The organism is Pseudomonas sp. 15C, assembly GCF_055484735.1.
Genome location: NZ_JBUDGD010000008.1, coordinates 99,125 through 122,991, shown reverse-complemented (window position 1 = coordinate 122,991; position 23,867 = coordinate 99,125). Strand labels below are relative to the sequence as shown.

General features: G+C 61.2%; 20 protein-coding genes. 13 read left to right on the top strand and 7 right to left on the bottom strand.

The features are described 5' to 3' along the window. Nucleotides 1-10 precede the first annotated feature (10 nt). On the top strand, nt 11-532 hold the full coding sequence (locus ACYYKW_RS07100) for a DUF1120 domain-containing protein (RefSeq protein ID WP_157720814.1): 522 nt from the start codon (nt 11-13) through the stop codon (nt 530-532). Here ACYYKW_RS07100 and ACYYKW_RS07095 read toward each other — a convergent pair. Further along, nucleotides 529-1,950 (bottom strand): aminotransferase-like domain-containing protein, encoded by a 1,422-nt coding sequence (locus tag ACYYKW_RS07095; protein ID WP_464989729.1) that lies wholly within the window; start codon nt 1,948-1,950, stop codon nt 529-531. The two genes, ACYYKW_RS07100 and ACYYKW_RS07095, sit on opposite strands and share 4 nt — an antisense overlap. Nucleotides 1,951-2,126: 176 nt before the next feature. Here ACYYKW_RS07095 and ACYYKW_RS07090 point away from each other — a divergent pair, with 176 nt between their 5' ends. Continuing rightward, entirely contained in the window at nt 2,127-2,369 is a 243-nt protein-coding gene (locus ACYYKW_RS07090; RefSeq protein ID WP_090287492.1) for a DUF1127 domain-containing protein, read from the top strand. A gap of 70 nt (nt 2,370-2,439) precedes the next feature. Here the strand turns inward: ACYYKW_RS07090 and ACYYKW_RS07085 are convergent, their stop codons facing one another. Further along, on the bottom strand, nt 2,440-3,750 hold the full coding sequence (locus ACYYKW_RS07085; RefSeq protein WP_464989728.1) for an NAD(P)/FAD-dependent oxidoreductase: 1,311 nt from the start codon (nt 3,748-3,750) through the stop codon (nt 2,440-2,442). Between the two features lie 144 nt (nt 3,751-3,894). Here ACYYKW_RS07085 and ACYYKW_RS07080 point away from each other — a divergent pair, with 144 nt between their 5' ends. Next, the gene (locus ACYYKW_RS07080) at nt 3,895-4,248 is read left to right on the top strand and encodes a YkgJ family cysteine cluster protein (protein ID WP_464989727.1); all 354 of its coding nucleotides are present in this window, start codon (nt 3,895-3,897) and stop codon (nt 4,246-4,248) included. Between the two features lie 138 nt (nt 4,249-4,386). On the opposite strand, the gene ACYYKW_RS07075 is transcribed toward ACYYKW_RS07080, so the two are convergent. Beyond that, nucleotides 4,387-4,875 carry an Lrp/AsnC ligand binding domain-containing protein gene (locus tag ACYYKW_RS07075; protein WP_010465173.1) on the bottom strand — a complete coding sequence of 163 codons (489 nt, stop codon included), beginning with the start codon at nt 4,873-4,875 and terminating at the stop codon, nt 4,387-4,389. Nucleotides 4,876-5,029: 154 nt separating this feature from the next. Between ACYYKW_RS07075 and dadA the strand changes: the two genes are divergently transcribed. The 6 genes from dadA to ACYYKW_RS07045 all read left to right on the top strand — a co-directional run bounded on the left by dadA (nt 5,030) and on the right by ACYYKW_RS07045 (nt 11,356). Next, a complete protein-coding gene (gene dadA, locus ACYYKW_RS07070) occupies nt 5,030-6,334 on the top strand; it encodes a D-amino acid dehydrogenase (protein ID WP_090287486.1) in 1,305 nt (434 codons plus the stop codon). Further along, nucleotides 6,306-6,659 (top strand): RidA family protein, encoded by a 354-nt coding sequence (locus ACYYKW_RS07065; protein ID WP_090287484.1) that lies wholly within the window; start codon nt 6,306-6,308, stop codon nt 6,657-6,659. Before dadA ends, ACYYKW_RS07065 begins: the two co-directional genes overlap by 29 nt. Before the next feature lie 94 nt (nt 6,660-6,753). Then, a complete protein-coding gene (gene alr / locus ACYYKW_RS07060) occupies nt 6,754-7,827 on the top strand; it encodes an alanine racemase (RefSeq protein ID WP_464989726.1) in 1,074 nt (357 codons plus the stop codon). Nucleotides 7,828-7,915: 88 nt separating this feature from the next. Beyond that, nucleotides 7,916-8,464, top strand: coding sequence for a cupin domain-containing protein (locus ACYYKW_RS07055; protein ID WP_016772566.1), 549 nt, complete (start codon nt 7,916-7,918; stop codon nt 8,462-8,464). Between the two features lie 182 nt (nt 8,465-8,646). After that, a complete protein-coding gene (locus ACYYKW_RS07050) occupies nt 8,647-9,060 on the top strand; it encodes a c-type cytochrome (protein ID WP_464989737.1) in 414 nt (137 codons plus the stop codon). A gap of 373 nt (nt 9,061-9,433) precedes the next feature. Next, a complete protein-coding gene (locus tag ACYYKW_RS07045; protein WP_464989725.1) occupies nt 9,434-11,356 on the top strand; it encodes an acetyl-CoA hydrolase/transferase C-terminal domain-containing protein in 1,923 nt (640 codons plus the stop codon). Between the two features lie 131 nt (nt 11,357-11,487). Here the strand turns inward: ACYYKW_RS07045 and ACYYKW_RS07040 are convergent, their stop codons facing one another. Together ACYYKW_RS07040 and rep are read right to left on the bottom strand one after the other, a co-directional pair. After that, the gene (locus tag ACYYKW_RS07040; RefSeq protein WP_090287476.1) at nt 11,488-12,060 is read right to left on the bottom strand and encodes a xanthine phosphoribosyltransferase; all 573 of its coding nucleotides are present in this window, start codon (nt 12,058-12,060) and stop codon (nt 11,488-11,490) included. Between the two features lie 57 nt (nt 12,061-12,117). Beyond that, nucleotides 12,118-14,127, bottom strand: a complete 2,010-nt coding sequence (gene rep / locus ACYYKW_RS07035) for a DNA helicase Rep (RefSeq protein ID WP_336356485.1) — start codon at nt 14,125-14,127, stop codon at nt 12,118-12,120. Nucleotides 14,128-14,398: 271 nt separating this feature from the next. Between rep and ACYYKW_RS07030 the strand changes: the two genes are divergently transcribed. Beyond that, complete coding sequence (locus ACYYKW_RS07030) at nt 14,399-16,072, top strand: putative bifunctional diguanylate cyclase/phosphodiesterase (RefSeq protein WP_464989724.1); 1,674 nt, start codon at nt 14,399-14,401, stop codon at nt 16,070-16,072. A gap of 108 nt (nt 16,073-16,180) precedes the next feature. On the opposite strand, the gene ACYYKW_RS07025 is transcribed toward ACYYKW_RS07030, so the two are convergent. Then, nucleotides 16,181-17,575: a NorM family multidrug efflux MATE transporter gene (locus ACYYKW_RS07025; protein WP_464989723.1), complete on the bottom strand. Its 1,395-nt coding sequence runs from the start codon at nt 17,573-17,575 to the stop codon at nt 16,181-16,183. Nucleotides 17,576-17,731: 156 nt separating this feature from the next. On the opposite strand from ACYYKW_RS07025, the gene ACYYKW_RS07020 reads away from it, so the two are divergent. The 3 genes from ACYYKW_RS07020 to ACYYKW_RS07010 all read left to right on the top strand — a co-directional run bounded on the left by ACYYKW_RS07020 (nt 17,732) and on the right by ACYYKW_RS07010 (nt 22,253). Further along, a complete protein-coding gene (locus ACYYKW_RS07020; protein WP_090287468.1) occupies nt 17,732-18,652 on the top strand; it encodes a LysR substrate-binding domain-containing protein in 921 nt (306 codons plus the stop codon). Between the two features lie 190 nt (nt 18,653-18,842). Next, on the top strand, nt 18,843-20,819 hold the full coding sequence (locus tag ACYYKW_RS07015; protein ID WP_090287466.1) for a methyl-accepting chemotaxis protein: 1,977 nt from the start codon (nt 18,843-18,845) through the stop codon (nt 20,817-20,819). Nucleotides 20,820-21,038: 219 nt separating this feature from the next. Then, a complete protein-coding gene (locus ACYYKW_RS07010; protein ID WP_464989722.1) occupies nt 21,039-22,253 on the top strand; it encodes an aldose 1-epimerase family protein in 1,215 nt (404 codons plus the stop codon). On the opposite strand, the gene ACYYKW_RS07005 is transcribed toward ACYYKW_RS07010, so the two are convergent. Beyond that, on the bottom strand, nt 22,250-23,743 hold the full coding sequence (locus tag ACYYKW_RS07005) for a YifB family Mg chelatase-like AAA ATPase (protein WP_464989721.1): 1,494 nt from the start codon (nt 23,741-23,743) through the stop codon (nt 22,250-22,252). The two genes, ACYYKW_RS07010 and ACYYKW_RS07005, sit on opposite strands and share 4 nt — an antisense overlap. Nucleotides 23,744-23,867: the final 124 nt, after the last annotated feature.

Below are 23,867 nucleotides of genomic sequence, written 5' to 3'. Positions count from 1 at the left end.
AGTGCCTGCCATGAAGCCCCGGATTATTGCCGTACTTGCGGCCTGTCTCGCCTGTGCCTCGGCATCGGCGAACGATACGTGTGAGGTGGATCTATCGCCGGCGACCGTGGATTACGGCGCAATCACCCGCTCCGAACTCTTGCGTTCTGCTTCAGTGCAGGGCGCGGGATTTGGCCTGCGCAACGTGCATTTGCGTGTTCATTGCCCGCAAGCTCGCCCGATCAAGTGGTCGTTTGTCGCGCCGGCGGCAGACTCTCGGCGCTATCGCTGGGAGGCTGGCACGTTGCAAGTGCGCATCGTCGCGGCACGCCTCGATGGTGTGGCGGTGCAGTGGCGTCTGGAAAGCGGGCGGCCCCTTGAAGCGAACCTGTTATCGCCGGGCGCACGTGTCGTGCCCTGGAATGGCGCGGCTGTGGCGCAGGGACGTTATTTGCAAGTGGAGTTCGAGATCGATGCCCAGGTGGAAGATGCCTCAAGCCGGGTTGCCGACCTGAGGCGTTTCGAGGGCAACGGAGCGTTTCAGATCGATTAGTCCGACTCGGTCAGCAGTTTGATCGCTGTCGCCCCGACCCTGCGCACCGCTTCTTCGATCTGTGCCGTTGGTTTGGCAGCGTAGTTCATCCGCAGGCAATTACGGTATTTGCCTGAGGCGGAAAAGATGCTGCCGACGGCAATCTGTACGCCCTGATCGTGCAGCGCGCGATTCAGTTTCAGCGTGTCGAAGCCTTCCGGCAACTCGACCCAGAGCATGAAGCTGCCCTGCGGGCGGCTGGCGCGGGTGCCGACGGGAAAATAGCGCGTGACCCAGTCGATCATCGCATCGCGATTGCGCTGGTACTGCATGCGCATGCGCCGCAAGTGCGGCTCGAAGTGGCCGGCCTTGAGAAATTCGGCGATGGCAATCTGCGGTTGCGGCGCGGTCGAGCCGGTGCTGATGTATTTCATGTGCAGCACCCGCTCCAGATAGCGCCCGGGGGCGACCCAGCCAATGCGCAGCCCCGGCGCCAGGGTCTTGGAAAACGAACTGCACAGCAATACACGGCCATCCTCGTCGAAGGATTTGATCGTGCGCGGACGCGGGTAGGAATACGCCAGTTCGCCGTACACATCGTCTTCAATGATGGCCACGTCAAAGCGCTGCGCCAGCGTCAACAATGCCCGTTTGCGTGACTCGGGCATGACGTAGCCGAGCGGGTTATTGCAGTTGGGCGTCAGTTGAATGGCTTTGATCGGCCACTGTTCCAGCGCCAGTTCCAGCGCGTCGAGGCTGATGCCGGTGAGCGGGTCAGTGGGAATCTCCAGGGCTTTCATGCCCAGGCCTTTAAGCGTTTGCATGGCGCCGTGGAAGCTCGGCGAATCCACCGCGACGATGTCGCCCGGCTCGCAGATCGCATGAATGCTCGTGGACAGCGCCTCGTGGCAACCGGTGGTGATCACCAGATCGCCGGCGCTCAACTGGCAGCCGGAATCGAGCATCAGCCGCGCAATTTGTTCACGCAGTTCGAGGTTGCCGTGGATGTTGTCGTAATACAGACCGGGCATGTCCTGTCGGCGGTAGATCCGTGCGAGGCCGCGCAGCAGCGGTTTCATCGTCGGCGAGCCAACATCGGGCATGCCGCGACCCAATTGCACGACGTCTTTGCGCGGCACCGCGCGGATCAGTTCCAGCACCTGATCCCATTGCGAAATCTCCACCGGACGTTGCGCCGGGCGGCCCACGGCGGGCAGCTCCGGTAGCTCGCGGCCGACCGGGACAAAGTATCCTGACTTGGGTTTCGGCGTGGCGAGGCCGCTGTCCTCGAGCATGCGATAGGCCTGTTGCACCGTGCTCAGGCTCACCCCGTGCTCGACGCTCAAGGCGCGCACCGAGGGCAAGCGATCGCCGGGCCGATAGAAACCCTGTTCGATGCGGGTGCCGAGCAACTCGGCGAGGTTTACATACAGAGTCATGGCGGCCTCGGTGCAGTTGAGCAAAAACCAGTACAGATGCGGCAAAAATTGATCATTCAGTCGGCAGATCAGCAAATCTGTATGGAGTTAATACAGGTTCTTTGCGTCTGTAATGGTTTTGCTCGCCCGCGCATCATGGAATCTCTGGCTACCCAAGTAAACAGGAGCGACAAAAAATGAACGGCTTGAGCGATGTGCGGCTGACGTTACACAGTCAGGAACTGGCGGCAGGGCAGAAGGAGCGGGCGCGCAATGAACTGCGCAATGCACCGTCCGGGCTGAGTCGCTGGGGTCTGTTGTGGCACCGTCTGCACACGCGCAAGGCGTTGCTGACGCTGACGACCGATCAGCTCAAGGACGTCGGCCTGACCCGTGAACAGGCTTTGGAGGAGGGGTTGAAGCCGTTCTGGCGGATCTGACCTCTGTATCGTCCGTCACTGATCGTTCCCACGCTCTGCGTGGGAACGATCTCCAAGTCGCCGGGTTATATCAGACCAATTCTTTGAGCCGATGCCACAACATCCCCAACGCCAGCAGCGGCGAACGCAAATGCTTGCCGCCCGGGAAGGTGATGTGCGGCACTTTGGCAAACAGATCAAAACCCCCACCCTGCTGGCCACTGATCGCCTCGGCCAGCAGCTTGCCCGCCAGGTGTGTGGCATTCACGCCGTGCCCGGAATAGGCGTGGGCGTAATACACATTCGGCTGATCGGCGAGCCGGCCAATCTGCGGCAAGCGGTTGGCGCCGATGCCGATCATCCCGCCCCACTGATAATCGATCTTCACCCCAGCGAGTTGCGGGAACACCTCAAGCATCTTCGGCTGCATATACGCGGCGATGTCTTTCGGATCGCGTCCCGAGTAATGGCAGGCGCCGCCGAACAGCAGGCGTCGATCCGCCGACAGTCGGTAATAATCCAGCGCGACACGCTGGTCGCAGACCGCCATGTTCTGCGGCAGCAGGTCGTGGGCCTGAGCTTCGCTCAACGGCTCGGTGGCGATGATGTAGCTGCCGGCCGGCAGGACTTTGCCGCTCAGTTGCGGGTTCAGATCATTCAGGTAGGCATTGCAGCCAAGCACCAGGGTCTTCGCCCGCACCGACCCTTGCGCCGTGTGAACCTTCACTTCGGCGCCATAATCGATGCGGATTACCGCCGACTGCTCGAACAGTTTCACGCCCATTTGCTGCGCCGCTGCGGCTTCACCGAGCGCCAGATTCAGGGGGTGCAGATGCCCGGACCCCATATCGATCAAACCGCCGACGTAGCGTTTTGAGCCGACCACCGCGTGCATCTCGTTGGCTTGCAACAGTCGGGTTTCATAGCGGTAGCCAAGACTGCGCAGCTCTTCGGCCTCTTCGGCAAAACCTTGCAGATCAGCAGGCTTGTTGGCGAGGTCGCAGTAACCCCAAGTCAGATCGCAGCCGATCTGGAAACGCTCGACGCGCTGACGAACGATTTCCACCGCTTCCAGGCCCATGAGTTTCATCGCCCGCACGCCGTCGGTGCCGACGACGTTGGCGAATTGATCGAGGCCATGACCCACGCCGCGAATCAGTTGCCCGCCGTTGCGCCCGCTGGCGCCCCAGCCGATCCGGTGCGCCTCCAGCAGGACGACGCTGAAGCCGCGTTCAGCCAGTTCCAGCGCAGTGTTCAACCCGGAAAACCCGCCACCGACCACACAGACGTCGGCCAGCATTTCACCTTGCAGCCGCGGATGGTCTGGCTGCGGCAGGCTGCTCGCGGCGTAGTAAGAGGCGGCGTGGGGCTGGCTCGCGGAAGTGTGGGCGCGGGCGGTCATGGGCGTCATCCTGAGGCGGTGTCGAGAAAATTTGACGGAGCATAAGCCGCACGGCCGAGCACCGGCAACATCGGTCGGCCTACAGTGTCTGGCCCGGGTCTTTTGCGGCACAATTGCCGTCCATTCCCCTCGGGCACTGTTTCGATGAGCTGCAACAGTCAGAAAATCCGCACGTTGCGTCAGCAGATTCCCTCGTTCGAGTGCGTACCCGGCTGCCACGACTGCTGCGGGCCGGTGACCACGTCGCCCGAGGAAATGGCCCGACTGCCGCGCAAGACCCGCGCCGAGCAGGATGCGGCGATGCAAGAACTGAACTGCGTACACCTGGGGCCGAATGGCTGCACGGTGTATGAGGAACGGCCGTTGATCTGCCGGTTGTTTGGCACGACCAAAACGTTGCCTTGCCCGAATGAGCGGCGGCCGGCGGAGCTGATTCATCCGCGGGTTGAGAAGCAGATTTTCGAGTACATGGCGGCGAATCGGCAGGTGTTGGTTTGACTCGATAAACCGAGTCGCCTGCATCGCTAGCTGGGCTAGCTGGGCTAGCTCCCACAGAGTTCGCAGGTGTGCACATTATTTGTGTTCACCACGGAACCTGTGGGAGCCAGCCTGCTGGCGATGGCTGCGGCACAAACTTCAGTCAGGAATCGGCAGGCACAGGCTCTCTTTCACTTCTTCCATGACAATGTAGCTCTTCGATTCGCGCACATGCGGCAATTTCAAAAGAATGTCGCCGAGCAGTTTGCGGTACGAGGCCATCTCGGAAATCCGCGCCTTTACCAGATAGTCGAAATCCCCTGACACCAGATGACATTCCAGTACGTGGGGTAATTTCAGCACCGCGCGTCGGAACTCCTCGAAAGTGTCGCCGGATTTGTAGTCGAGGCTGATCTCGACGAACACCAGCAGGCTACCCTTCAAATGCTGCGGATTGAGCCGGGCGTTGTAACCCATGATGATTCCTTCGCGCTCCAGACGGCGCACGCGCTCGGTGCAGGGGGTGGTGGAGAGGCCGACCTTTTCCCCGAGTTCAGTGAACGAAATGCGCCCGTCCGCCTGCAGGATCCGCAGGATGTTGCGGTCGATCTTGTCCAGCTCGCGCTTCGTCTGGGTGTTGGTCCGCATAGGGGATGCGCCTCCGTGAAAAGGGTTTTTGCCGAGAATTGTCGCCAAATATAGGCGCTTATATAGTGAAAAGCACTGGCATTTCTTTTTTACACTGCGCTCATCATTGCTCTAACAACACAGCTCGGCACAAAGCCGCGATGAGGGATTGAAAATGCGCGTCATGGTCTTGGGTAGCGGCGTCATCGGTACCGCCAGTGCTTACTATCTGGCCCGTGCCGGGTTTGAAGTGGTGGTGGTCGACCGGCAGCCCGCCGCGGCCATGGAGACCAGTTTCGCCAACGCCGGCCAGGTCTCGCCGGGCTACGCCTCGCCGTGGGCCGCGCCGGGCGTACCGCTCAAGGCGATCAAATGGCTGCTGCAACGCCACGCACCGCTGGCAATCAAGGCCACCGCGGACATCGACCAATACCTGTGGATGGCGCAGATGCTGCGCAACTGCACCGCCAGCCGTTATGCGGTGAACAAGGAGCGCATGGTGCGACTGTCCGAGTACAGCCGCGACTGCCTCGACGAATTGCGCGCCGAAACCGGCATTGCCTACGAAGGTCGCAGCCTCGGCACCACGCAGTTGTTCCGCACCCAGGCGCAACTGGATAACGCCGCCAAAGACATTGCCGTGCTGAAAGAGTCCGGCGTGCCGTTCGAAGTCCTCGATCGCGCCGGCATTGCCCGCGTCGAACCGGCGCTGGCCGGCGTCACCGATATTCTTGCCGGCGCCCTGCGCTTGCCGAACGACCAGACCGGCGACTGCCAGATCTTCACCACTCGTCTCGCCGACATGGCGCGCAAGCTGGGTGTGGAATTCCGCTTCGGCCAGGATATTCAGAAGCTCGACTACGCCGGTGATCGCATCAACGGCGTGTGGATCGACGGCAAGCTGGAAACCGCCGATCGCTACGTGCTGGCGCTGGGCAGCTACTCGCCGCAACTGCTCAAGCCGCTGGGCATCAAGGCCCCGGTGTATCCGCTCAAGGGCTACTCGCTGACCGTGCCAATCACCAACCCGGACATGGCGCCGACCTCGACCATCCTCGACGAGACCTACAAGGTTGCAATAACCCGGTTCGACAACCGCATCCGCGTCGGCGGCATGGCCGAGATTGCCGGTTTTGACCTGTCGCTGAACCCGCGTCGGCGCGAAACCCTGGAGATGATCGTCAACGACCTTTATCCTCAGGGCGGTAATCTGGCCGAGGCGAGTTTCTGGACCGGTCTGCGGCCGACCACGCCGGACGGCACGCCGATCGTTGGCGCCACGCCGTTCAAGAATCTGTTCCTCAACACCGGTCACGGCACCCTGGGTTGGACCATGGCGTGCGGTTCCGGGCGTTTGCTGGCCGATCTGATGGCGAAGAAAAAACCGCAGATCAGTGCCGAAGGCCTCGATATTTCCCGTTACGGCAACCAGACCCAGGAGTCCGCAAAACATGTCAATCCAGCGCCAGCTCACCAATGAGCGCATGAGTCAGATCGTCAGCCACAACGGTACGGTGTACCTGGCTGGGCAGGTCGGCGACGACTTCGAAGCCGGGATTGAACAGCAGACCCGCGACGTACTGGCCAATATCGAGCGCCTGCTCGATCTGGCCGGCACCGACAAACAGCATCTGCTCTCGGCGACGATCTACCTGAACGACATCGAGGCGCACTTTGCCGGGATGAACTCGGTGTGGGATCAGTGGCTGCCCAAGGGCGCCGCGCCGGCCCGTGCCACTGTCGAAGCGAAAATGGCCAAGCCGAGCATCCTCGTCGAGATCTCCATCGTCGCTGCGCTGCCGTAAGTCGTAACAAAGATCCCTCTCCCGGCGCTGTTGGCGGTTAACGCCGCCAGCCGGCGCCGGTTTTTCTTCCATGACTGCCTAGAAGTCCGCCGCCATGCGTCCTGCCCGTGCCCTGATCGACCTTCAAGCCCTGCGCCACAATTACCGAATTGCCCGCGAAGTCACCGGCGCCAAAGCGCTCGCGGTGATCAAGGCTGACGCCTACGGCCATGGCGCTGTGCGCTGTGCTCAAGCGCTGGAAGCCGAGGCTGACGGGTTTGCCGTGGCGTGTATCGAAGAGGCGCTCGAGCTGCGCGCTGCCGGTATTCGTGCGCCGGTGCTGCTGCTCGAAGGTTTCTTCGAGGCGGATGAGCTGGCGCTGATCGTCGAGCATGATTTTTGGTGCGTGGTGCATTCGCTGTGGCAGCTCGAAGCCATCGAGCAGGCGGCGCTGAACAAACCAATCACGGTGTGGTTGAAGCTCGACTCCGGCATGCACCGTGTCGGCCTGCATCCAAAAGATTATCCGGCTGCCTATCAGCGCCTGCTGGCCAGCGGCAAAGTGGCGAAAATCGTGTTGATGAGCCACTTCGCCCGTGCCGATGAGCTGCACGCGCAGAGCAGCAGCGAGCAGGTGGCTGTCTTCGAAGCGGCGCGTCAGGGCCTGGCGGCGGAAGTCAGCTTGCGCAATTCGCCGGCGGTACTGGGTTGGCCGCAGATCCACAGCGACTGGGTGCGCCCCGGTATCATGCTCTACGGTGCGACACCGTTCGAAGAAGCCAACGCCGTGGCCGAACGTCTGCAACCGGTGATGACTCTGGAATCGAAAGTCATCAGTGTCCGTGAGCTGCCGGCCGGTGAGCCGATCGGCTACGGCGCGAAATTCATCACCGACAAGCCGATGCGCATCGGCGTGGTCGCCATGGGCTACGCCGACGGCTATCCGCGTCAGGCGCCAACCGGCACACCGGTGCTGGTGGCTGGTCAGCGCAGCCGTCTGTTGGGGCGCGTGTCGATGGACATGCTGTGCATCGACCTCACCGATGTGCCGGAGGCGGGCCTCGGTTCGACCGTCGAACTGTGGGGCAAGAACATCCTTGCCAGCGACGTGGCGCAGTGGGCCGATACAATTCCCTATCAGATTTTCTGCAACCTGCGCCGGGTGCCAAGGCTCTATTCCGAGGCCTGACGCCAGCGCGGGGGCCAAGTGTTGTAAATACTGAACGCTGTCGCCATGATAACGCTCAATATTCTTACAACATCAGGAGGCTCCCGCCTTGGACGTCGGTGAACGACTGCAATCGATCCGCAAGCTCAAAGGGCTTTCCCAGCGCGAACTCGCCAAACGCGCGGGCGTCACCAACAGCACCATTTCGATGATCGAAAAGAACAGCGTGAGCCCTTCGATCAGTTCGCTGAGAAAGGTGCTCGGCGGCATTCCCATGTCCATGGTCGAGTTCTTTTCCGAAGAGATCCTGCAAGACCAGCCAACCCAGATCGTCTACAAGGCCAACGAGCTGATCGACATTTCCGACGGCGCCGTGACCATGAAGCTGGTCGGCCGCGCGCACCCGAGCCGCGCCATCGCCTTCCTCAATGAAATCTACCCGCCGGGCGCCGATACCGGCGAAGAAATGCTCACCCACGAGGGCGAGGAAACCGGGATTCTGGTCGAGGGTCGTCTGGAACTGGTGGTCGGCCTGGAAACTTTTATCCTCGAAGCCGGCGACAGCTACTATTTTGAAAGTACCAAGCCGCATCGTTTCCGTAATCCCTTCGATGTGCCTGCGCGACTGATCAGCGCAGCCACACCGGCGAATTTCTAAAGCAAGAGGTGCCAGGCCCTGATGGCCAAGGCTCCCGAACCGTTTGACCGATGCGCAACAAGACCCCTTTAAAAATGGGGTTGTTTCGGTGTGGCGGGCTACCCGCTATACTTGCGCCCGCCTGCGAACCGTGGCCGCAGGCGTGAATAGCCACCATTGAGGGTGAACGCGTGAACCTAATTATGAAAATGCTGGCTGCACCAGCAACCGTACTGGCCCTCTGGGCTGTCAGCGCTCAAGCTGCGACCGGTGACGACATTGCCAAACGCCTCGAGCCGGTTGGCCAGGTGTGTGTTCAGGGGCAGGAATGCAAGGGGATGGAAGTGGTTGCAAGCGCTGGCGGCGGCGGGGGAGCCAAGGCGCCTAAAGACGTGATCGCCAAACACTGCAACGCTTGTCACGGCACCGGCCTGCTGGGCGCGCCGAAAATCGGTGACAAGGCCGCCTGGAAAGAGCGGGCCGATCACCAGGGTGGTCTGGACGGCATCCTCGCCAAAGCGATTACCGGTGTTAATGCGATGCCACCTAAAGGCACCTGCGCCGATTGCACCGATGAGGAACTCAAGGGCGCGATCAAAGAGATGTCCGGTCTGTAATCAGCGGCGCTCTGGACGTAACAAAAACCGTCTTCGGACGGTTTTTTTGTGCTTGTGGTTTTTGCTCTTTCGATTAATTCAAAATCCTGACCCTCACCCCAGCCCTCTCCCGGAGGGAGAGGGGGCCGACGGAGGCGACTTTCGCTGCACATCGACCTGAAAGATCGTGGCGATTATGGATTCAGCACATCATTTTCAAGTCGGTGTATCTCTCCAATATCCCCCATTCAGTCCCCTCTCCCTCCGGGAGAGGGTCAGGGTGAGGGCAACCATCTCGAGGCGGACAAACACTCAAAACCAAACGCTATCCTTTGCAGCAAACTCAAGGCAATCTCGGTCTACCCCTATCAACGGAACGGGCGGGAGGCTTCAGATGGTGCAGTTGTGTTCGATCGAACAGGCAGTGGACGACGTGCTTGCACGCTTGCCGGCGCATGTCCACATGGGCCTGCCGCTGGGGCTGGGCAAACCCAACCACTTCGTCAACGCGCTGTACCGGCGGATCAAAGACCTGCCCGAGCGCCAGCTGACGATTTACACCGCGCTTTGCCTGGGTCGGCCGAGTCTGGGCGAAGGTTTGCAGAAGCGCTTTATCGAACCCTTTGTCGAACGGGTTTTCGGCGATTACCCCGAGTTCGATTTTCTCGCTGATCTACAGCGCGACAGCCTGCCCGCCAACATCCGCATTCAACAGTTCTTCATGCAGCCCGGCAGCCTGCTCAACAGCGCCCCGGCACAGCAGGATTACGTCAGCAGCAACTACAGCCATGCCGCCCGCGATATCAACGGCGCCGGCCTGAATCTGGTCGCGCAGTTGCTCGCCAGCAGCAGCGAACACCCGGACCGCCTGAGTCTGAGCTGCAACCCCGACATCACACTCGATCTATTGCCACTGATCGCCAAGCGCCGCGAAGCCGCAGAGACGATTGTGCTGGTCGGCCAGGTTCACACCGATCTGCCGTACATGCCCGGGGATGCCGAAGTCGATATCGACACCTTTGATTTGCTGATCGACGAGAAGGACAGCTGCAGGCTGTTCTCAACGCCGAACATGCCCGTCGGTTTCCAGGACCACTTCATTGGTTTACATGCCAGCACGCTGGTGCGCGACGGCGGCACGCTGCAGATCGGCATCGGTTCGATGGGCGATGCGCTGACCGCGGCGTTGCTCGCGCGTCAGGCCGACAACGCGGGTTATCGGGCGCTGCTCGATGACGTCAATCTGAGCCAGTGGGCGCAACTGATCGAGCGCGAGGGCGGCACCGCACCGTTCGCCAAAGGCTTGTATGGCTGCAGTGAAATGTTCGTCAACGGCCTGCTGGTTTTGGCGGAGGCGGGGATCATCCGGCGCAAGGTCTACCCGGACGTGCCGACCCAGGAGCAGGCCAATGCCGGCACCCTCGACGAGGCGGCGCAGCCTGACGGCATTTGCGTACACGGCGGCTTCTTCCTCGGCCCGCGCAGTTTCTATGAGCGTTTGCGTGAGTTGCCGCCAAGCAAAATGCTCGAATTCAACATGACCCGCATCAGCTACATCAACGAGCTGTACGGGCAGGAAGAGCTCAAGCGTTTGCAACGCCTCGATGCGCGGTTCATCAACACGGTATTCACCATGACCCTGCTCGGCGCCGGGGTGGCTGACCAGTTGCAGGACGGGCGCGTGCTCAGCGGTGTCGGCGGACAGTACAACTTCGTCGCCCAGGGCCATGCGCTGGATGGGGCGCGATCGATTCTGATCTTGCGCAGCTGGCGCGAATCGGCTGGCGAGGTCAGTTCGAATATCGTCTGGGAATACGGTCATTGCACGATTCCGCGGCATTTACGCGATATCGTCGTCACCGAATACGGTATCGCCGACCTGCGCGGCAAACCCGACGCGGCGGTGATCGAAGCGCTGCTCAATATCAGCGACTCGCGCTTCCAGCCGGGGCTGATCGAACAGGCGCAAAAGGTCGGCAAACTGCCAAAGGACTTCCGCATCGATCCGCGTTTTGCCGACAACACGCCGCAACGCTTGCAGGCGATCGCCGCACGGCATCGGAATCTGTTTCCAGAATATCCGCTGGGCTGTGATTTCACCGCGATCGAGCGGGACCTGCTGCGTGCGCTGAACTGGCTGAAGAGCAAGTTCAAGCTGACCGAGATACTGGAATTGGGCAAGGCTGCGCTGGATGCGCCGGAGGCTTCGTCGTTCCCGGAACATCTGGAACGGATGCAGCTCACGAACCCCGAAGGCCTTAAAGAGGAGCTGTTTCAACGTTTGTTGCTCACCGGCCTCAAAGCCACCGAGCAATAACTGCCCGCCTCAAAACCAACTGTAGGAGTGAGCCTGCTCGCGATCGCGGTGCATCAGTCACCGAAAGGGTCGACTGACACTGCGCTATCGCGAGCAGGCTCACTCCTACAGGGGATCGGCGAGGTAGCTGGTTAATCGATGAAGGTTACAACGCCGTCCTTCAACGATTTCACGCGGGCCAGCGACTCGACGCGGTAGCCCTGCGAATCCAGCTCGGCGCGGCCGCCCTGGAACGATTTCTCGATGACGATGCCCAGACCGGCCACGGTGGCGCCGGCCTGTTTGATGATCGAGATCAGCGCCTGCGACGCCTTACCGTTGGCCAGGAAGTCGTCGATGATCAGCACGCGGTCGCTGCTGGTCAGGTGGCGCGGGGAAATCGCCACGGTGCTTTCGGTCTTCTTGGTGAACGAGTAGACGGTTGCCGACAGCAGGTTTTCAGTCAGGGTCAGGGACTGCTGCTTGCGGGCAAAGATCACCGGCACGCCGAGGTTCAAGCCGGTCATGATCGCCGGGGCGATGCCCGAAGCTTCGATGGTGACGATCTTGGTGATGCCCGAATCCTTGAACAGCGCGGCGAATTCGTCGCCGATCAGCTTCATCAGGGCCGGGTCGATCTGGTGGTTCAGGAAGGCGTCGACCTTCAGGACCTGGTCGGAAAGCACAATGCCTTGTTCGCGGATTTTCTGCTGCAATGCTTCCATGAAGCTGTCCTCATTTGGCGCCTGGTGCGCCGAAGGTCTAGTAAAAAGTGGCCAATTCTAGCGCTTTAACATCGCGCGTATGTCGGCCAAAGCGTTATTGCCGCGCACGGCTTTGACTTCGGTCGGGGTGTCGTCGTTGCCTTCCCAGGCGAGGTCGTCCGGCGGCAGCTCATCGAGGAAACGGCTCGGTGCACAGTCGATGATCTCGCCGTACTGCTTGCGCTTGGCGGCGAAAGTAAACGCCAGGGTCTGACGGGCGCGGGTGATACCCACGTAGGCCAGGCGGCGTTCTTCTTCGATGGTGTCGGCTTCGATGCTGGAGCGGTGCGGGAGGATTTCCTCTTCCATGCCCATGATGAACACGTAAGGGAATTCCAGCCCCTTGGAGGCGTGCAATGTCATCATTTGCACGCCTTCGGCGCCGTCCTCTTCTTCCTGCTGACGTTCGAGCATGTCGCGCAGCACCAATTTGCCGATGGCGTCCTCGATGGTCATTTCGCCTTCTTCGTCTTTTTCGAGGGTGTTTTTCAACGCCTCGATCAAGAACCAGACGTTGCTCATGCGGTAGTCGGCTGCCTTGTCGCTGGAGCTGTTGGTGCGCAGCCAGTTCTCGTAGTCGATGTCCATGACCATGCTGCGCAGCGCCGAGATCGGGTCTTCACCGGCGCACTGCTCGCGGACCTTGTCCATGAAGCGCTTGAAGCGCGACAGGCGATCGGTGAAGCGGCTGTCCAGATGCTCGCCGAGGCCGATTTCGTCGGTGGCGGCGTACATCGAGATCTTGCGTTCGGTGGCGTAGTTGCCGAGTTTTTCCAGGGTGGTCGAGCCGATTTCGCGGCGCGGCACATTGATCACTCGCAGAAAGGCGTTGTCGTCATCCGGGTTTACGATCAGGCGGAAGTAGGCCATCAGGTCCTTCACTTCCTGGCGGCCGAAAAAGCTGTTGCCGCCGCTGAGGCGATACGGCACCTGATGGTGCTGCAGCTTCAATTCGATCAGTTTGGCCTGATAGTTACCGCGATAGAGAATCGCGAAATCGCTGTAAGGGCGGTCAGTGCGCAGGTGCAGGCTGAGGATTTCCATTGCCACGCGCTCGGCTTCGGCGTCTTCGTTGCGGCAGCGGATCACGCGGATCTCGTCACCGTGGCCCATTTCACTCCACAGCTGCTTTTCGAATTCGTGCGGGTTGTTCGAGATCAGCACGTTGGCGCAGCGCAGGATGCGACTGGTCGAACGGTAGTTCTGCTCGAGCATCACCACTTTCAGCGACGGGTAGTCGTCCTTGAGCAGCATCAGGTTTTCCGGCCGCGCGCCGCGCCAGGCGTAGATCGACTGGTCGTCGTCGCCGACCACGGTGAACTGGTTGCGCTTGCCGATCAGCATCTTCACCAGCAGGTACTGGCTGGCGTTGGTGTCCTGATATTCATCGACCAGCAGGTAACGCACCTTGTTCTGCCACTTTTCGAGAATGTCGGCGTGTTCTTCGAAGAGTTTCACCGGCAGCAGGATCAGGTCGTCGAAGTCCACCGCGTTGAACGCCTTGAGCGTGCGCTGGTAGTGGGTGTAGACGATGGCGGCGGTCTGCTCCTTGGGATTGCGCGCGTTTTCCAGCGCCTGCGGCGGCAGGATCAGGTCGTTTTTCCAGGCGCCGATCATGTTCTTGATCTCGTCGACGCCATCGTCGCCTGCATATTCCTTCTGCATGATGTCGGTCATCAGGGCTTTGACGTCGGTCTCGTCGAAGATCGAGAAACCGGGTTTGTAGCCCAGCCGCGCATGCTCCTTGCGGATAATGTTCAGGCCCAGGTTGTGGAAGGTGCAGACCGTCAGGCCGCGGCCTTCGCCGGCACGCAGCAGGCTGCCGACCCGCTCTTTCATCTCGCGCGCGGCCTTGTTGGTAAACGTCATGGCGACGATGTACTGGGCGCGGATGCCGCAGTTCTGGATCAGGTGCGCGATTTTGCGCGTGATCACGCTGGTCTTGCCGGAGCCAGCACCGGCGAGCACCAATAGAGGGCCGCCGACGTAGTTCACGGCTTCTTGCTGCCGGGGATTGAGTCGGGACATACGAAAATTCGGGAGTCGTTGACGAAATGGGCCGGCATTTTAACAGGCTCAGCGAATTGTGCTGCTCTGTCCGACTTGTGACGTACCACGCGATGCGGATTTGCCGGTTTTGTTACTTTCACGCAGGATGCGCGGTGATTTTGCGGCTAATGTTCTCGTTTGTGACCAAAGATAACGTTTTGTCCGACGTTGATGGTCATGCGCATTGGTCAATGTTACACACAACGGCATAATGCCCAGCCCACATCTTTGCAGAGTCTAGGGAGTCAGCTTGTCTACGCCTGTCGAGCCCTTGCGTTTGCTGTTACTGGCCGAAGAGCCAGCGTGGACAGCGTTATTGCGCGAGTGTCTGGCGCCCATGGGGAGCGCGGCGGTGCTGATCAGCGCGCCGAGCTGGGAGTCGGTCAGCGGCCTGTTCGAAGACAACCGCCATGCGGTGTTATTGACCATTCCTGCGTTGCAACCGGCACCGGGCCGTTGCAGCCTGCCGACGGTATTGCTGCTCGATCACGAACCGGCCACGGCGCCGGACGGGGTCAGTGACTGGTTGGCATTCGATGTCCTCGACGCCGGCATGCTGCGCCGTTGCCTGCGCCATGTGCGCGAGCGCGGCGTGCTCGAAAACACGTTGCAGCGCCTGGCCGAACAGGATCCGCTGACCGGTATCGCCAACCGCCAGGGTTTCCAGACCTTGCTGACGGCGCGTCTGGCGGAAAACGACGGGCGTGGCCTGGCCCTTGGGCATCTTGATCTCGACAATTTTCGCCATGCCAACGACGCCCTCGGCCATCAGGCCGGCGACCGGCTGATTCTGCAAGTGGTCGCACGGCTGAAAAGCCAGCTGGAGGCCGGTGATCAACTGGCGCGCCTGGGCAGCGATGAATTCGCCTTGCTGATCGACACCCGCCGTGCGCCGGAGCGGGCCGAGTGGATGGCCGAGCGCATTACCGAAGCGCTGGCCGAACCGTATTGGGTCGATGGCGAGAGCCTGTTGATCGGCTCCAGCCTCGGCATCGCCCACGCCCGCGCGCAGGCCGGTGCCGACCCGCTGATGTGGCACGCGCACATTGCCATGCAGCAAGCCAAAAGCACTCAGGGCTGTACCTTTCATATCTTTAACGAGCGCATCAACCGTAACGCGCGCAGCATGGCCGATCTGGAAAGCGAGCTGCGCCGGGCGCTGCGGCGCGATGAGCTGGAGCTGCATTACCAGCCACGGCTGAATCTTGAGGATGGCCAGATCGTCGGCCTCGAAGCCCTGGTGCGCTGGCGTCATGGCGAACGCGGCCTGTTGCCACCGAGCGAATTCGTGCCGCTGGCCGAGCAGAGCGGTTTGATCGTACCGCTGGGCTACTGGGTGATTTCCCGCGCCCTGCGCGACATGCAGGCGCTGCGCGGGCAAGGCTTGCCGGCGCTGCACATGGCAATCAACCTGTCGTTCCGCCAGTTTCAGGACAGCCAGTTGCTGCCGACCTTGAGCCGTCTGATTCTGGAACGCGGGGTCGAGGCGCAATGGCTGGAATTCGAACTGACCGAAACCGCGGTGATGCGCCGCAGCGATCTGGTCAAGCAGACCATGGACGCCCTTGGCCGCCTCGGCGTGCGCTTTTCGCTGGATGACTTCGGCACCGGGTTCTCTTCATTCGTACACCTCAACAGCCTGCCGATCACCTTGCTGAAGATCGACAAAAGCTTTGTCGGCGGCATGGAACAGCGTGAAGAGAACCGCAAACTGGTGCACGCGATGATCAATCTTGCGCACAACCTGCAGCTGGAAGTGGTGGCCGAAGGCGTGGAGACTTCCGAGCAACTGGAACTGCTGCGCGGGTTCGGTTGCGATCAGGTGCAGGGTTACCTGATCAGCCGGCCGTTGCCGCTGGCGGAGCTGGTGGAGTACCTGGTGTCTGGATCGAGTCAGCAGCCAGCCCTGGAAATCGTGAGCTGAACATCTGTCCCTGTAGGCCTTCGCCTGCTCGCGATAGCTTTCCAACGGCCGACATTCGCATTGTCTGATACACCGCTATCGCGAGCAGGCGAAGGCCTACAGGGGACCTCATTCGGCTTGAGGGATGTTGAAGCCCTGAGATTGCGGCTCGCGCCGAATCATCCGCTGCATCTTCCACTCAAACGCCAGCGTCAGGCTCACCGCCGCGCACGCCAACCCGAGTGCCAGCCCCCACCAGACCCCGGTCGGCCCCCAGTTCAGGTGGAACGCCATCCACCACGCCGCCGGCGCGCCGATCAGCCAGTAGCAGGCAAGCCCGACCAGAAACGTAGTCTTGGCGTCCTTGAGCCCGCGAATACAGCCCATGGCGATCGTCTGCGTGCCATCGAACAGCTCGAACCAGGCCGCCACGGCCAGCAGGCTGACCGCGAGGCGGATCACCTCGGCAAACGCCGGGTCGTCATGGTCAAGGAACAACCCGACCAGTTCGTTCGGCAATAGCCAGAACACCAAGGCAAAACCGAGCATCACCAATGCACCGAAGGCGATGCCGACGCGACCGGACATGCGCGCGTCAATCAGTTGCCCGGCGCCGTAATGCTGGCCGACGCGCATGGTGATCGCATAGGACATTCCGGCCGGCACCATGAACGCCACCGAAACGATCTGCAACGCGATCTGGTGCGCGCCCATTTGCGTACTGCCCATGGTGCCCATGCACAGCGCGGCGAAGGCAAACAAACCGACTTCCACCGCATAGGTGCCGCCGATTGGCAGGCCGAGGCGCCACAGTTCTTTCAGGTATTGCCGGTTGGGCCGCGCCAGCCCGGCACGCAAGGGATAAGCGTCGTACGCCGGATGCCGACGGATATGCCAGGCCAGCGCCAGTGCCATGCAGTTGGCAACAATCGCCGTGACCAGGCCAATACCGGTCAGTCCGAGCTGCGGCAGGCCGAACATGCCGGTGATCAAGGCGTAATTGAGCAAGAAGTTGGCCACGGTGCCGGCGAGGCTGATGACCATCACCGGCGTCGCTCGACCAATCGCACTGGTGAAACCACGCAACGCCATGAAGCTCAGGTAGCCGGGCAGGGCGAAGGGCAGGGCGATCAGAAATTGCCCGGCGGCATTGACGTTGGTTTCGGTCTGGCCGAACAGCAACAATACCGGTTTGAGGTTCCACAACAACAGGCCGGCCCCCAGCGCCATCAGCCACGCCAGCCACAAACCGGCCTGGGTCAGGCGCGCCGCACCGATGATATCGCCGGCACCCTGCCGAATCGCCACCAGCGTGCCGACGGCGGCGATCACGCCGATGCAGAAAATCGACACGAACGAATAGCTCGCCGCGCCCAGGCCTCCGCCCGCCAAGGCCTCGGGACTCAGGCGCGCCATCATTAGCGTGTCAGTCAGCACCATGAGCATGTGCGCCAACTGGGAAGCGATCAGCGGCCCGGCCAGCCGCAAAATGGCCCAGAGTTCGCTACGCACAGGATGCTGCATGTCATCACCACTCGATTCAGAGGGAACAGGAGAGCATCGATTCTCGGCGTGTGGGCGTAATTGCACAAAGGGATAAAAAGGATGGGTGGCATGATTAAAACTCATCCAGCGCCGATTCTGCTAAGTTGGCCGTATCCCGCCACTGGAGCCTTGCACATGTCCCGTCGCCTTCCACCGTTGTATGCCCTGCGCGCATTCGAAGCGGCGGCGCGGCATAGCTCGTTCACCCGCGCTGCTGAAGAGTTGTCGATTACCCAGAGTGCAGTGAGTCGACATATCCGCACCCTCGAAGAACACTTTGCCTGTCGGTTGTTTCAGCGCAGCGGGCGCAATTTGCAACTGACCGAAGCCGCGCGGCTTTTATTGCCGGGCATTCGCGAAGGTTTCACTGCGCTGGAGCGCGCCTGTAACACTTTGCGCGCCGAAGACGACATCCTGCGCATGAAGGCGCCGTCGACCCTGACCATGCGCTGGCTGTTGGCGCGCCTGAGTCGCTTTCGCCATTTGCAGCCGGGCAACGAAGTACAACTGACCAGCGCGTGGATGGACATCGATTCGGTGGATTTCAATGATGAACCGTTCGATTGCGCCGTGCTGCTGAGCGACGGCCATTTTCCGCCGGACTGGGAAGCCAGCCTGTTGTTTGCCGAGGAGCTGATTCCTGTCGGTGCGCCTAATCTGCTCAACGACCAACCGTGGGATGTGGAGCGGCTGGCCAGCACCGAATTGCTTCATCCGACCCCGGACCGTCGCGACTGGCGCAGTTGGCTGGAATGCATGGGATTGTCGGATCAGGTTTCACTCAAGGGCGGGCAAGTGTTCGACACCCTCGAACTGGGGATGATCGCTGCGGCGCGAGGCTACGGCGTGTCGATGGGCGATCTGTTGATGGTGGCTGAAGATGTCGCCCAAGGACGTCTGAGCCTGCCGTGGCCGACGGCGGTCGCCAGTGGCCTGAATTATTACCTGGTGTGGCCGAAAACCCGTCCCGGAGGTGAACGTTTGCGCCGCCTCAGTGACTTCCTCCAGGGCGAAGTCCGCGCCATGGAACTGCCAGCGGTGGCGCGCTTGAGCTGAAACGTTGGAGCGGCGACAATGCAGGCCTTAAGCCATACCCACGTTGCGCGCTCAAGTATTCGGATTCACCGCCGACTATGAGCAAGTGGAACCGTCGTGCCGGTTCCAGGCTGCACCCCCATTATTAGAATATTTTCCCGGGCATTTACCGCGATCAAGGAGGATTCGGTGGCTCGGCCAGGAGCTGTTCATGTCTCAACCTCGTGCTCGGATCGCCTCGCAGCTGGGCCTCGCCCTCGCCGTGATACTGGCGATTGTCATCAGCGGCAGTACGGTGTTCGCCCTGCGTTCGCTGGACTCTGCCAACCTCGCCACCCGTGAAGAGCATCTGGCCAGTGAGGCGCGGCTGCTGGCCGACCAACTGAGCACGTTCCACGGCACCTTGCGTGAAAGCACCCTGCGCCTGAGCGGCCTGTTCGAAAAGCGCTTCGGCAGCGGCCTGAGCGTGCACCCTGACCAGCCCGTGACCGTGGCCGGCGTGCAGACCCCAGGCCTGCATCTGGGCAACGAAGTGCTGAACAACAACTTCAAGGAAGTCGACGAGTTCAAGCAGATGACCGCCGGTGTGGCTACGGTGTTCGTGCGCAGCGGCGAAGACTTCATTCGCGTCAGCACCAACGTCAGCAAGCAGGACGGCACCCGCGCCATCGGCACCGTGCTCGATCATGCCAACCCGGCGTACGCGAAGTTGATGGCGGGGCAGAGTTACGTCGGCCGCTCGCTGCTGTTCGAGCGCTATTACATGTCGCAGTACACGCCGGTGCGTGACGGCAGCGGCAAGATCATTGCCGTGTTGTATGTCGGCTTCGATTACACCGACGCGCAGAACGCCCAGTTCGCCAACCTCAAGCGCTTCCGCATCGGCCAGACCGGCTCGCTGGCCCTGCTCGACGAGCAGAATAAATGGCTGGTGCCGATCGCCGGTGTCCAGTCGCTGGACCAAGCGGTGCCAGCCATCAACGCGCTGGTGAAAACTCCGGGTAAAGGCGAGTTCTGGAGCGACAACGGCGAAGATTTCTACAGCATTGCCGTGCCGTTCGAAGGTGGCCCGTGGTCGGTGGTGGCGAGCATGCCGAAAGCCGAGATTCGCGCGGTGACCTGGAGCGTCGGCACGCAACTGGCAATTGGCAGTCTGCTGGCGATGTTGCTGGCGGTCGGTTCGGTAGTCTGGCTGCTGCGCAGCAAACTGGCGCCGTTGAGCGATCTGGTTCGGCAGGCCGAAGCGTTGGGCGCGGGTGATCTGAGCGTACGTCTGAACGTGTCGAGCAACGATGAAATCGGTCAGTTGTCCCGTGCGTTCAACCAGATGAGCCAGGCCTTGTCGACCATGGTCGAGCACATCCGTCGCTCCTCGGAAGAGGTCAACAGCCGGGCGCAGGCGTTGTCCGGGCTGTCCGGCGGTGCCTATGACGGCATGGAGCAGCAGTCCGGCGAGATCACCAGCATGGCCGGCGCGGTGGAAGAGTTCAGCGCGACCTCGCTGAACATCGCCGACAACATGAGCGCCACCCAGCGTCTGGCCCAGGAAAATGCTCAGCAGACGCAGATCGGCCGCAGCTCGATGGAAGAAGCCTCGTCGTCGCTTGAGCAAATCGCCGGCGCCCTCAACAGCACCGCCACCGTAATCAACACCCTCGGTCAGCGTTCCCAGGAAATCGGCGGCATCGTTGGCGTGATCACCTCGATTGCCGAGCAGACCAACCTGTTGGCACTCAACGCGGCGATCGAAGCGGCGCGTGCCGGTGAGCAGGGTCGCGGCTTTGCCGTGGTCGCCGACGAAGTGCGCAGCCTGGCCTCGCGCACCCGTCAGGCCACTGATGAAATTTCCAGCATGATTCACAGCATCCAGCAGGAAACCGGCAACGCGATCAGCACCATGGAGCAGGGCAATGTGCTGATGCAGGAAGGCCTGTCGCGCAACGCCAATGTCGCCTCGGCGCTGGCGCGGATCGATGAGCAGAGCCGTTCGGCGGGCCAGCAGTTTGCCGCGATCACCACCGCGACGCAGGAGCAGAGCAGTACGGCGACGTTGCTGAGCAGCAACTTGCAGAGCATTGCCTTGGCTAACAGCGAGCAGCGTGAGGTTGTTTCCAACCTTGCGGTGACGGCCAAAGAGCTTGAGAAGCTGGCGGCGGACCTGCGCTCCGAGGTTGATCGCTTTCGTTGATGCTTCTCTGAAATAGCTATCGCGAGCAGGCTCGCTCCCACAGTGTTCGGTGCGAATCACAAATGTTGTGAAGCCCCTGAACCTCTGAGGGAGCGAGCCTGCTCGCGATTGCATCACTGAAGATTTTCGGCAGAACAGGCGATCTGTCGATCTAATGCACTTGCTGAATCGTTTCCGCAGCGCTATAAAAATGGCACAACTCCAATAAAGGCTGCTGCCATGACCCCGCTCAAACTCGCCCTCGCACTCGGCGCACTCTCTGCTGCTTCCCACGCCATGGCCTGGGATTACGTCCTTCTCGACACCAACAAACCCGCGCAAAACTGGACCATCACCAGCGCGCAACTGGGCGTGAAAACCGACAAACCCTTTTCCGTCAGCCTGCGCACCCTGCACGGCGGCCGGCAGGAAGGCGTGAGCATCGTCGACATCGATAACGGCACAATGAAACTCTCCGTAGTGCCGACCCGTGGCATGAACGTCTTGCAGGCGTCCGTCGGCGACGTGCGGATGGGCTGGGATTCGCCGGTCAAGGAGGTGGTCAACCCGGCCTTCATCGAACTCAACGGACGCGGTGGCCTCGGCTGGCTGGAAGGCTTCAACGAACTGGTGACCCGCTGTGGTTATGAATGGGTCGGCCATCCGGGCATGGACAATGGTGAGCTGCTGACTTTGCACGGCCGCGCCGCCAATATCCCGGCCAGTACCGTCACCCTGCACATCGACGAAAAACCGCCGTATGCCATCAGCTTGCGTGGCGAGCTGAAAGAGCAGGCGTTCAAGAAAGTCGATTTCTCCGTGGCCACCGAACTGGTCACGGTTCCAGGCAGCGCCGCCTTCAGCCTCAACGATATGCTGACCAACAACGGCGATTATCCGAAGGAATATCAGGCGCTGTATCACAGCAACTTCAGCACGCCGTTTCTTGAGCAAGGCGCCCGCTTTGCCGCGCCGGTCAAACAGGTCTCGCCATTCAACGACAAGGCCAAGGGTGATCTGGCCGACTGGCAGACCTATCGCGGGCCGACCAAGGACTACGACGAAACTGTCTACAACGTCGTGCCCTATGCCGATGCCAAGGGGCAAACGCTGACCGTGCTGCATAACAAGGCCGGTAGCCTGGGCGTCTCGGTCGGCTTCAATACCTCGCAGCTGCCGGTGTTTTCCCTGTGGAAAAATACCGATACCCAAGGGCAGGGCTATGTCACCGGCCTGGAACCGGGGACGAGTTTTTCCTACAACCGCCATTATCAGCGTCCGCTGAATCTGGTGCCGACCATTGCACCGAAAGCCAGTCAGCAATTCCAGATCAGTTACAGCCTGCTCGCGGACAAGGGCGCTGTGGATAACGCCCTGAAGCGTGTGAGCGAGATTCAGGCCGGGCGTGAAACCGAAGTGCGGCAGACGCCGCTGGTTGATCTGACCGCGCATTAAGACGTCGCTGGCCGATATTGCAGCGCCTCGGCCAGGTGCTCACGGTTGATGGCGTCGGCTTGCTCGAGGTCTGCCAGAGTACGGGCAACCTTGAGCAAGCGATGCGCCGAGCGTAGCGACAGGGTCAGACGTTCGCAGGCGGTTTCCAGCCAGGTTTCATCGGCTGTGGATAACTTGCAATGGCGCTTCAGTCCTGGCAAATCGAGAAAGGCATTGGCGCAGCCCTGCCTTTTTTGCTGTCGTTCACGGGCCTCGGCAACCAACGCGGCAGCGCTGGCACTGTCTTCGCCCGGCTTCACCTGCGGGTTCAACGCCGTCGCCTCGCGCGCCACCGTCAGGTGCAAATCGATGCGATCGAGGAGCGGCCCCGACAGTTTGTTGCGATAGCGCTGGACCATGTCCGGTGTGCATGAGCACTTGCCGCTCGGCTCTCCAAGATATCCACAGGGACACGGATTCATCGCCGCCACCAACTGAAACCGCGCGGGAAACCGCACGCGATCCTTGGCTCTGGCAATCACGATGTGCCCTGACTCTAACGGTTCGCGCAAAACCTCCAATACCTTGCGATCGAACTCCGGCAGTTCGTCGAGAAACAGCACGCCGTGGTGGGCGAGGGTGATCTCTCCGGGTTGCGGTTTCGAGCTGCCACCGACCAGTGCCGGCCCGGATGCCGAATGGTGCGGTTGGCGGAAGGGGCGTTGTGGCCAATGGGTCAGCGGCGCACCGCTGGCAACCGACTGGATCGCCGCGACCTCCAGCGCTTCACTCTCGGCCAGCGGCGGCAAAAGCCCTGGCAGACGACTTGCCAACAATGTTTTACCGGTACCCGGAGGCCCGCTGAACAGCAGGTTATGCGCGCCTGCCGCAGCAATCAGCAACGCACGTTTGGCTGCCTTCTGACCCTGCACTTCATTCAAGTCGGGATAGGGCTTGCTGGCATGCATCAAGCCGTCAGAGACATACGGCTCGACCGGCGTATGCCCGTTGAAATGCGCCACAGCCTCCAGCAAATGATCCACCGCAAACACCTTCAACCCCGAGGCCAGACAAGCCTCTTCCGCATTCGCCCGAGGCACCACTAACGCGCGCCCGGCCTTGCGCGCCGCCAGGGCTGCCGGCAGCACACCGCGCACCGGCCGTACCGCCCCGGACAACGCCAGTTCGCCCAGACACTCCACCTCGTCCAGCGTCAGACACGGCACCTGCACACTCGCCGACAGAATCCCCAAGGCAATCGCCAGATCAAAGCGCCCACCATCCTTGGGCAGATCCGCTGGCGCCAGATTCAATGTGATCCGCCGCGCCGGAAACTGCAGCCCGGAATTGATGATCGCGCTGCGCACCCGATCCTTGCTCTCCTTCACCGCCGCCTCGGGCAGCCCGACCATGGTCAGCGACGGCAGACCGTTGGCCAGATGGACTTCGACAGTGACAGCAGGGGCTTCGACGCCAATCTGGGCGCGGCTGTGGACGATGGAGAGAGACATGGTCGTTCCTTGAGCTGAATCGTGGGCCGCTTCCTGCGGGTTTTTGAAGGGTAGTTGGAAGAGGACGCTTAAGCGGGTCGAGCGGAGCGCGAAAATTTCTCAGGATGTTGCTGGAACAAATCGC

Bases quoted from the DNA above. Each gene is read 5' to 3' on its own strand.
- ACYYKW_RS07050 (WP_464989737.1), top strand. From the start codon at position 8,647: ATGAAAATGCTGGCTGCACCAGCAACCGTACTGGCCCTCTGGGCTGTC.
- ACYYKW_RS07090 (WP_090287492.1), top strand. From the start codon at position 2,127: ATGAACGGCTTGAGCGATGTGCGGCTGACGTTACACAGTCAGGAACTG.
- ACYYKW_RS07005 (WP_464989721.1), bottom strand. From the start codon at position 23,743: ATGTCTCTCTCCATCGTCCACAGCCGCGCCCAGATTGGCGTCGAAGCC.
- rep (WP_336356485.1), bottom strand. From the start codon at position 14,127: ATGTCCCGACTCAATCCCCGGCAGCAAGAAGCCGTGAACTACGTCGGC.
- ACYYKW_RS07015 (WP_090287466.1), top strand. From the start codon at position 18,843: ATGTCTCAACCTCGTGCTCGGATCGCCTCGCAGCTGGGCCTCGCCCTC.
- alr (WP_464989726.1), top strand. From the start codon at position 6,754: ATGCGTCCTGCCCGTGCCCTGATCGACCTTCAAGCCCTGCGCCACAAT.
- ACYYKW_RS07065 (WP_090287484.1), top strand. From the start codon at position 6,306: ATGTCAATCCAGCGCCAGCTCACCAATGAGCGCATGAGTCAGATCGTC.
- ACYYKW_RS07075 (WP_010465173.1), bottom strand. From the start codon at position 4,875: ATGCGGACCAACACCCAGACGAAGCGCGAGCTGGACAAGATCGACCGC.
- ACYYKW_RS07085 (WP_464989728.1), bottom strand. From the start codon at position 3,750: ATGACCGCCCGCGCCCACACTTCCGCGAGCCAGCCCCACGCCGCCTCT.
- ACYYKW_RS07080 (WP_464989727.1), top strand. From the start codon at position 3,895: ATGAGCTGCAACAGTCAGAAAATCCGCACGTTGCGTCAGCAGATTCCC.
- ACYYKW_RS07020 (WP_090287468.1), top strand. From the start codon at position 17,732: ATGTCCCGTCGCCTTCCACCGTTGTATGCCCTGCGCGCATTCGAAGCG.
- ACYYKW_RS07100 (WP_157720814.1), top strand. From the start codon at position 11: ATGAAGCCCCGGATTATTGCCGTACTTGCGGCCTGTCTCGCCTGTGCC.
- ACYYKW_RS07040 (WP_090287476.1), bottom strand. From the start codon at position 12,060: ATGGAAGCATTGCAGCAGAAAATCCGCGAACAAGGCATTGTGCTTTCC.
- ACYYKW_RS07095 (WP_464989729.1), bottom strand. From the start codon at position 1,950: ATGACTCTGTATGTAAACCTCGCCGAGTTGCTCGGCACCCGCATCGAA.
- ACYYKW_RS07045 (WP_464989725.1), top strand. From the start codon at position 9,434: ATGGTGCAGTTGTGTTCGATCGAACAGGCAGTGGACGACGTGCTTGCA.
- ACYYKW_RS07025 (WP_464989723.1), bottom strand. From the start codon at position 17,575: ATGCAGCATCCTGTGCGTAGCGAACTCTGGGCCATTTTGCGGCTGGCC.
- dadA (WP_090287486.1), top strand. From the start codon at position 5,030: ATGCGCGTCATGGTCTTGGGTAGCGGCGTCATCGGTACCGCCAGTGCT.
- ACYYKW_RS07010 (WP_464989722.1), top strand. From the start codon at position 21,039: ATGACCCCGCTCAAACTCGCCCTCGCACTCGGCGCACTCTCTGCTGCT.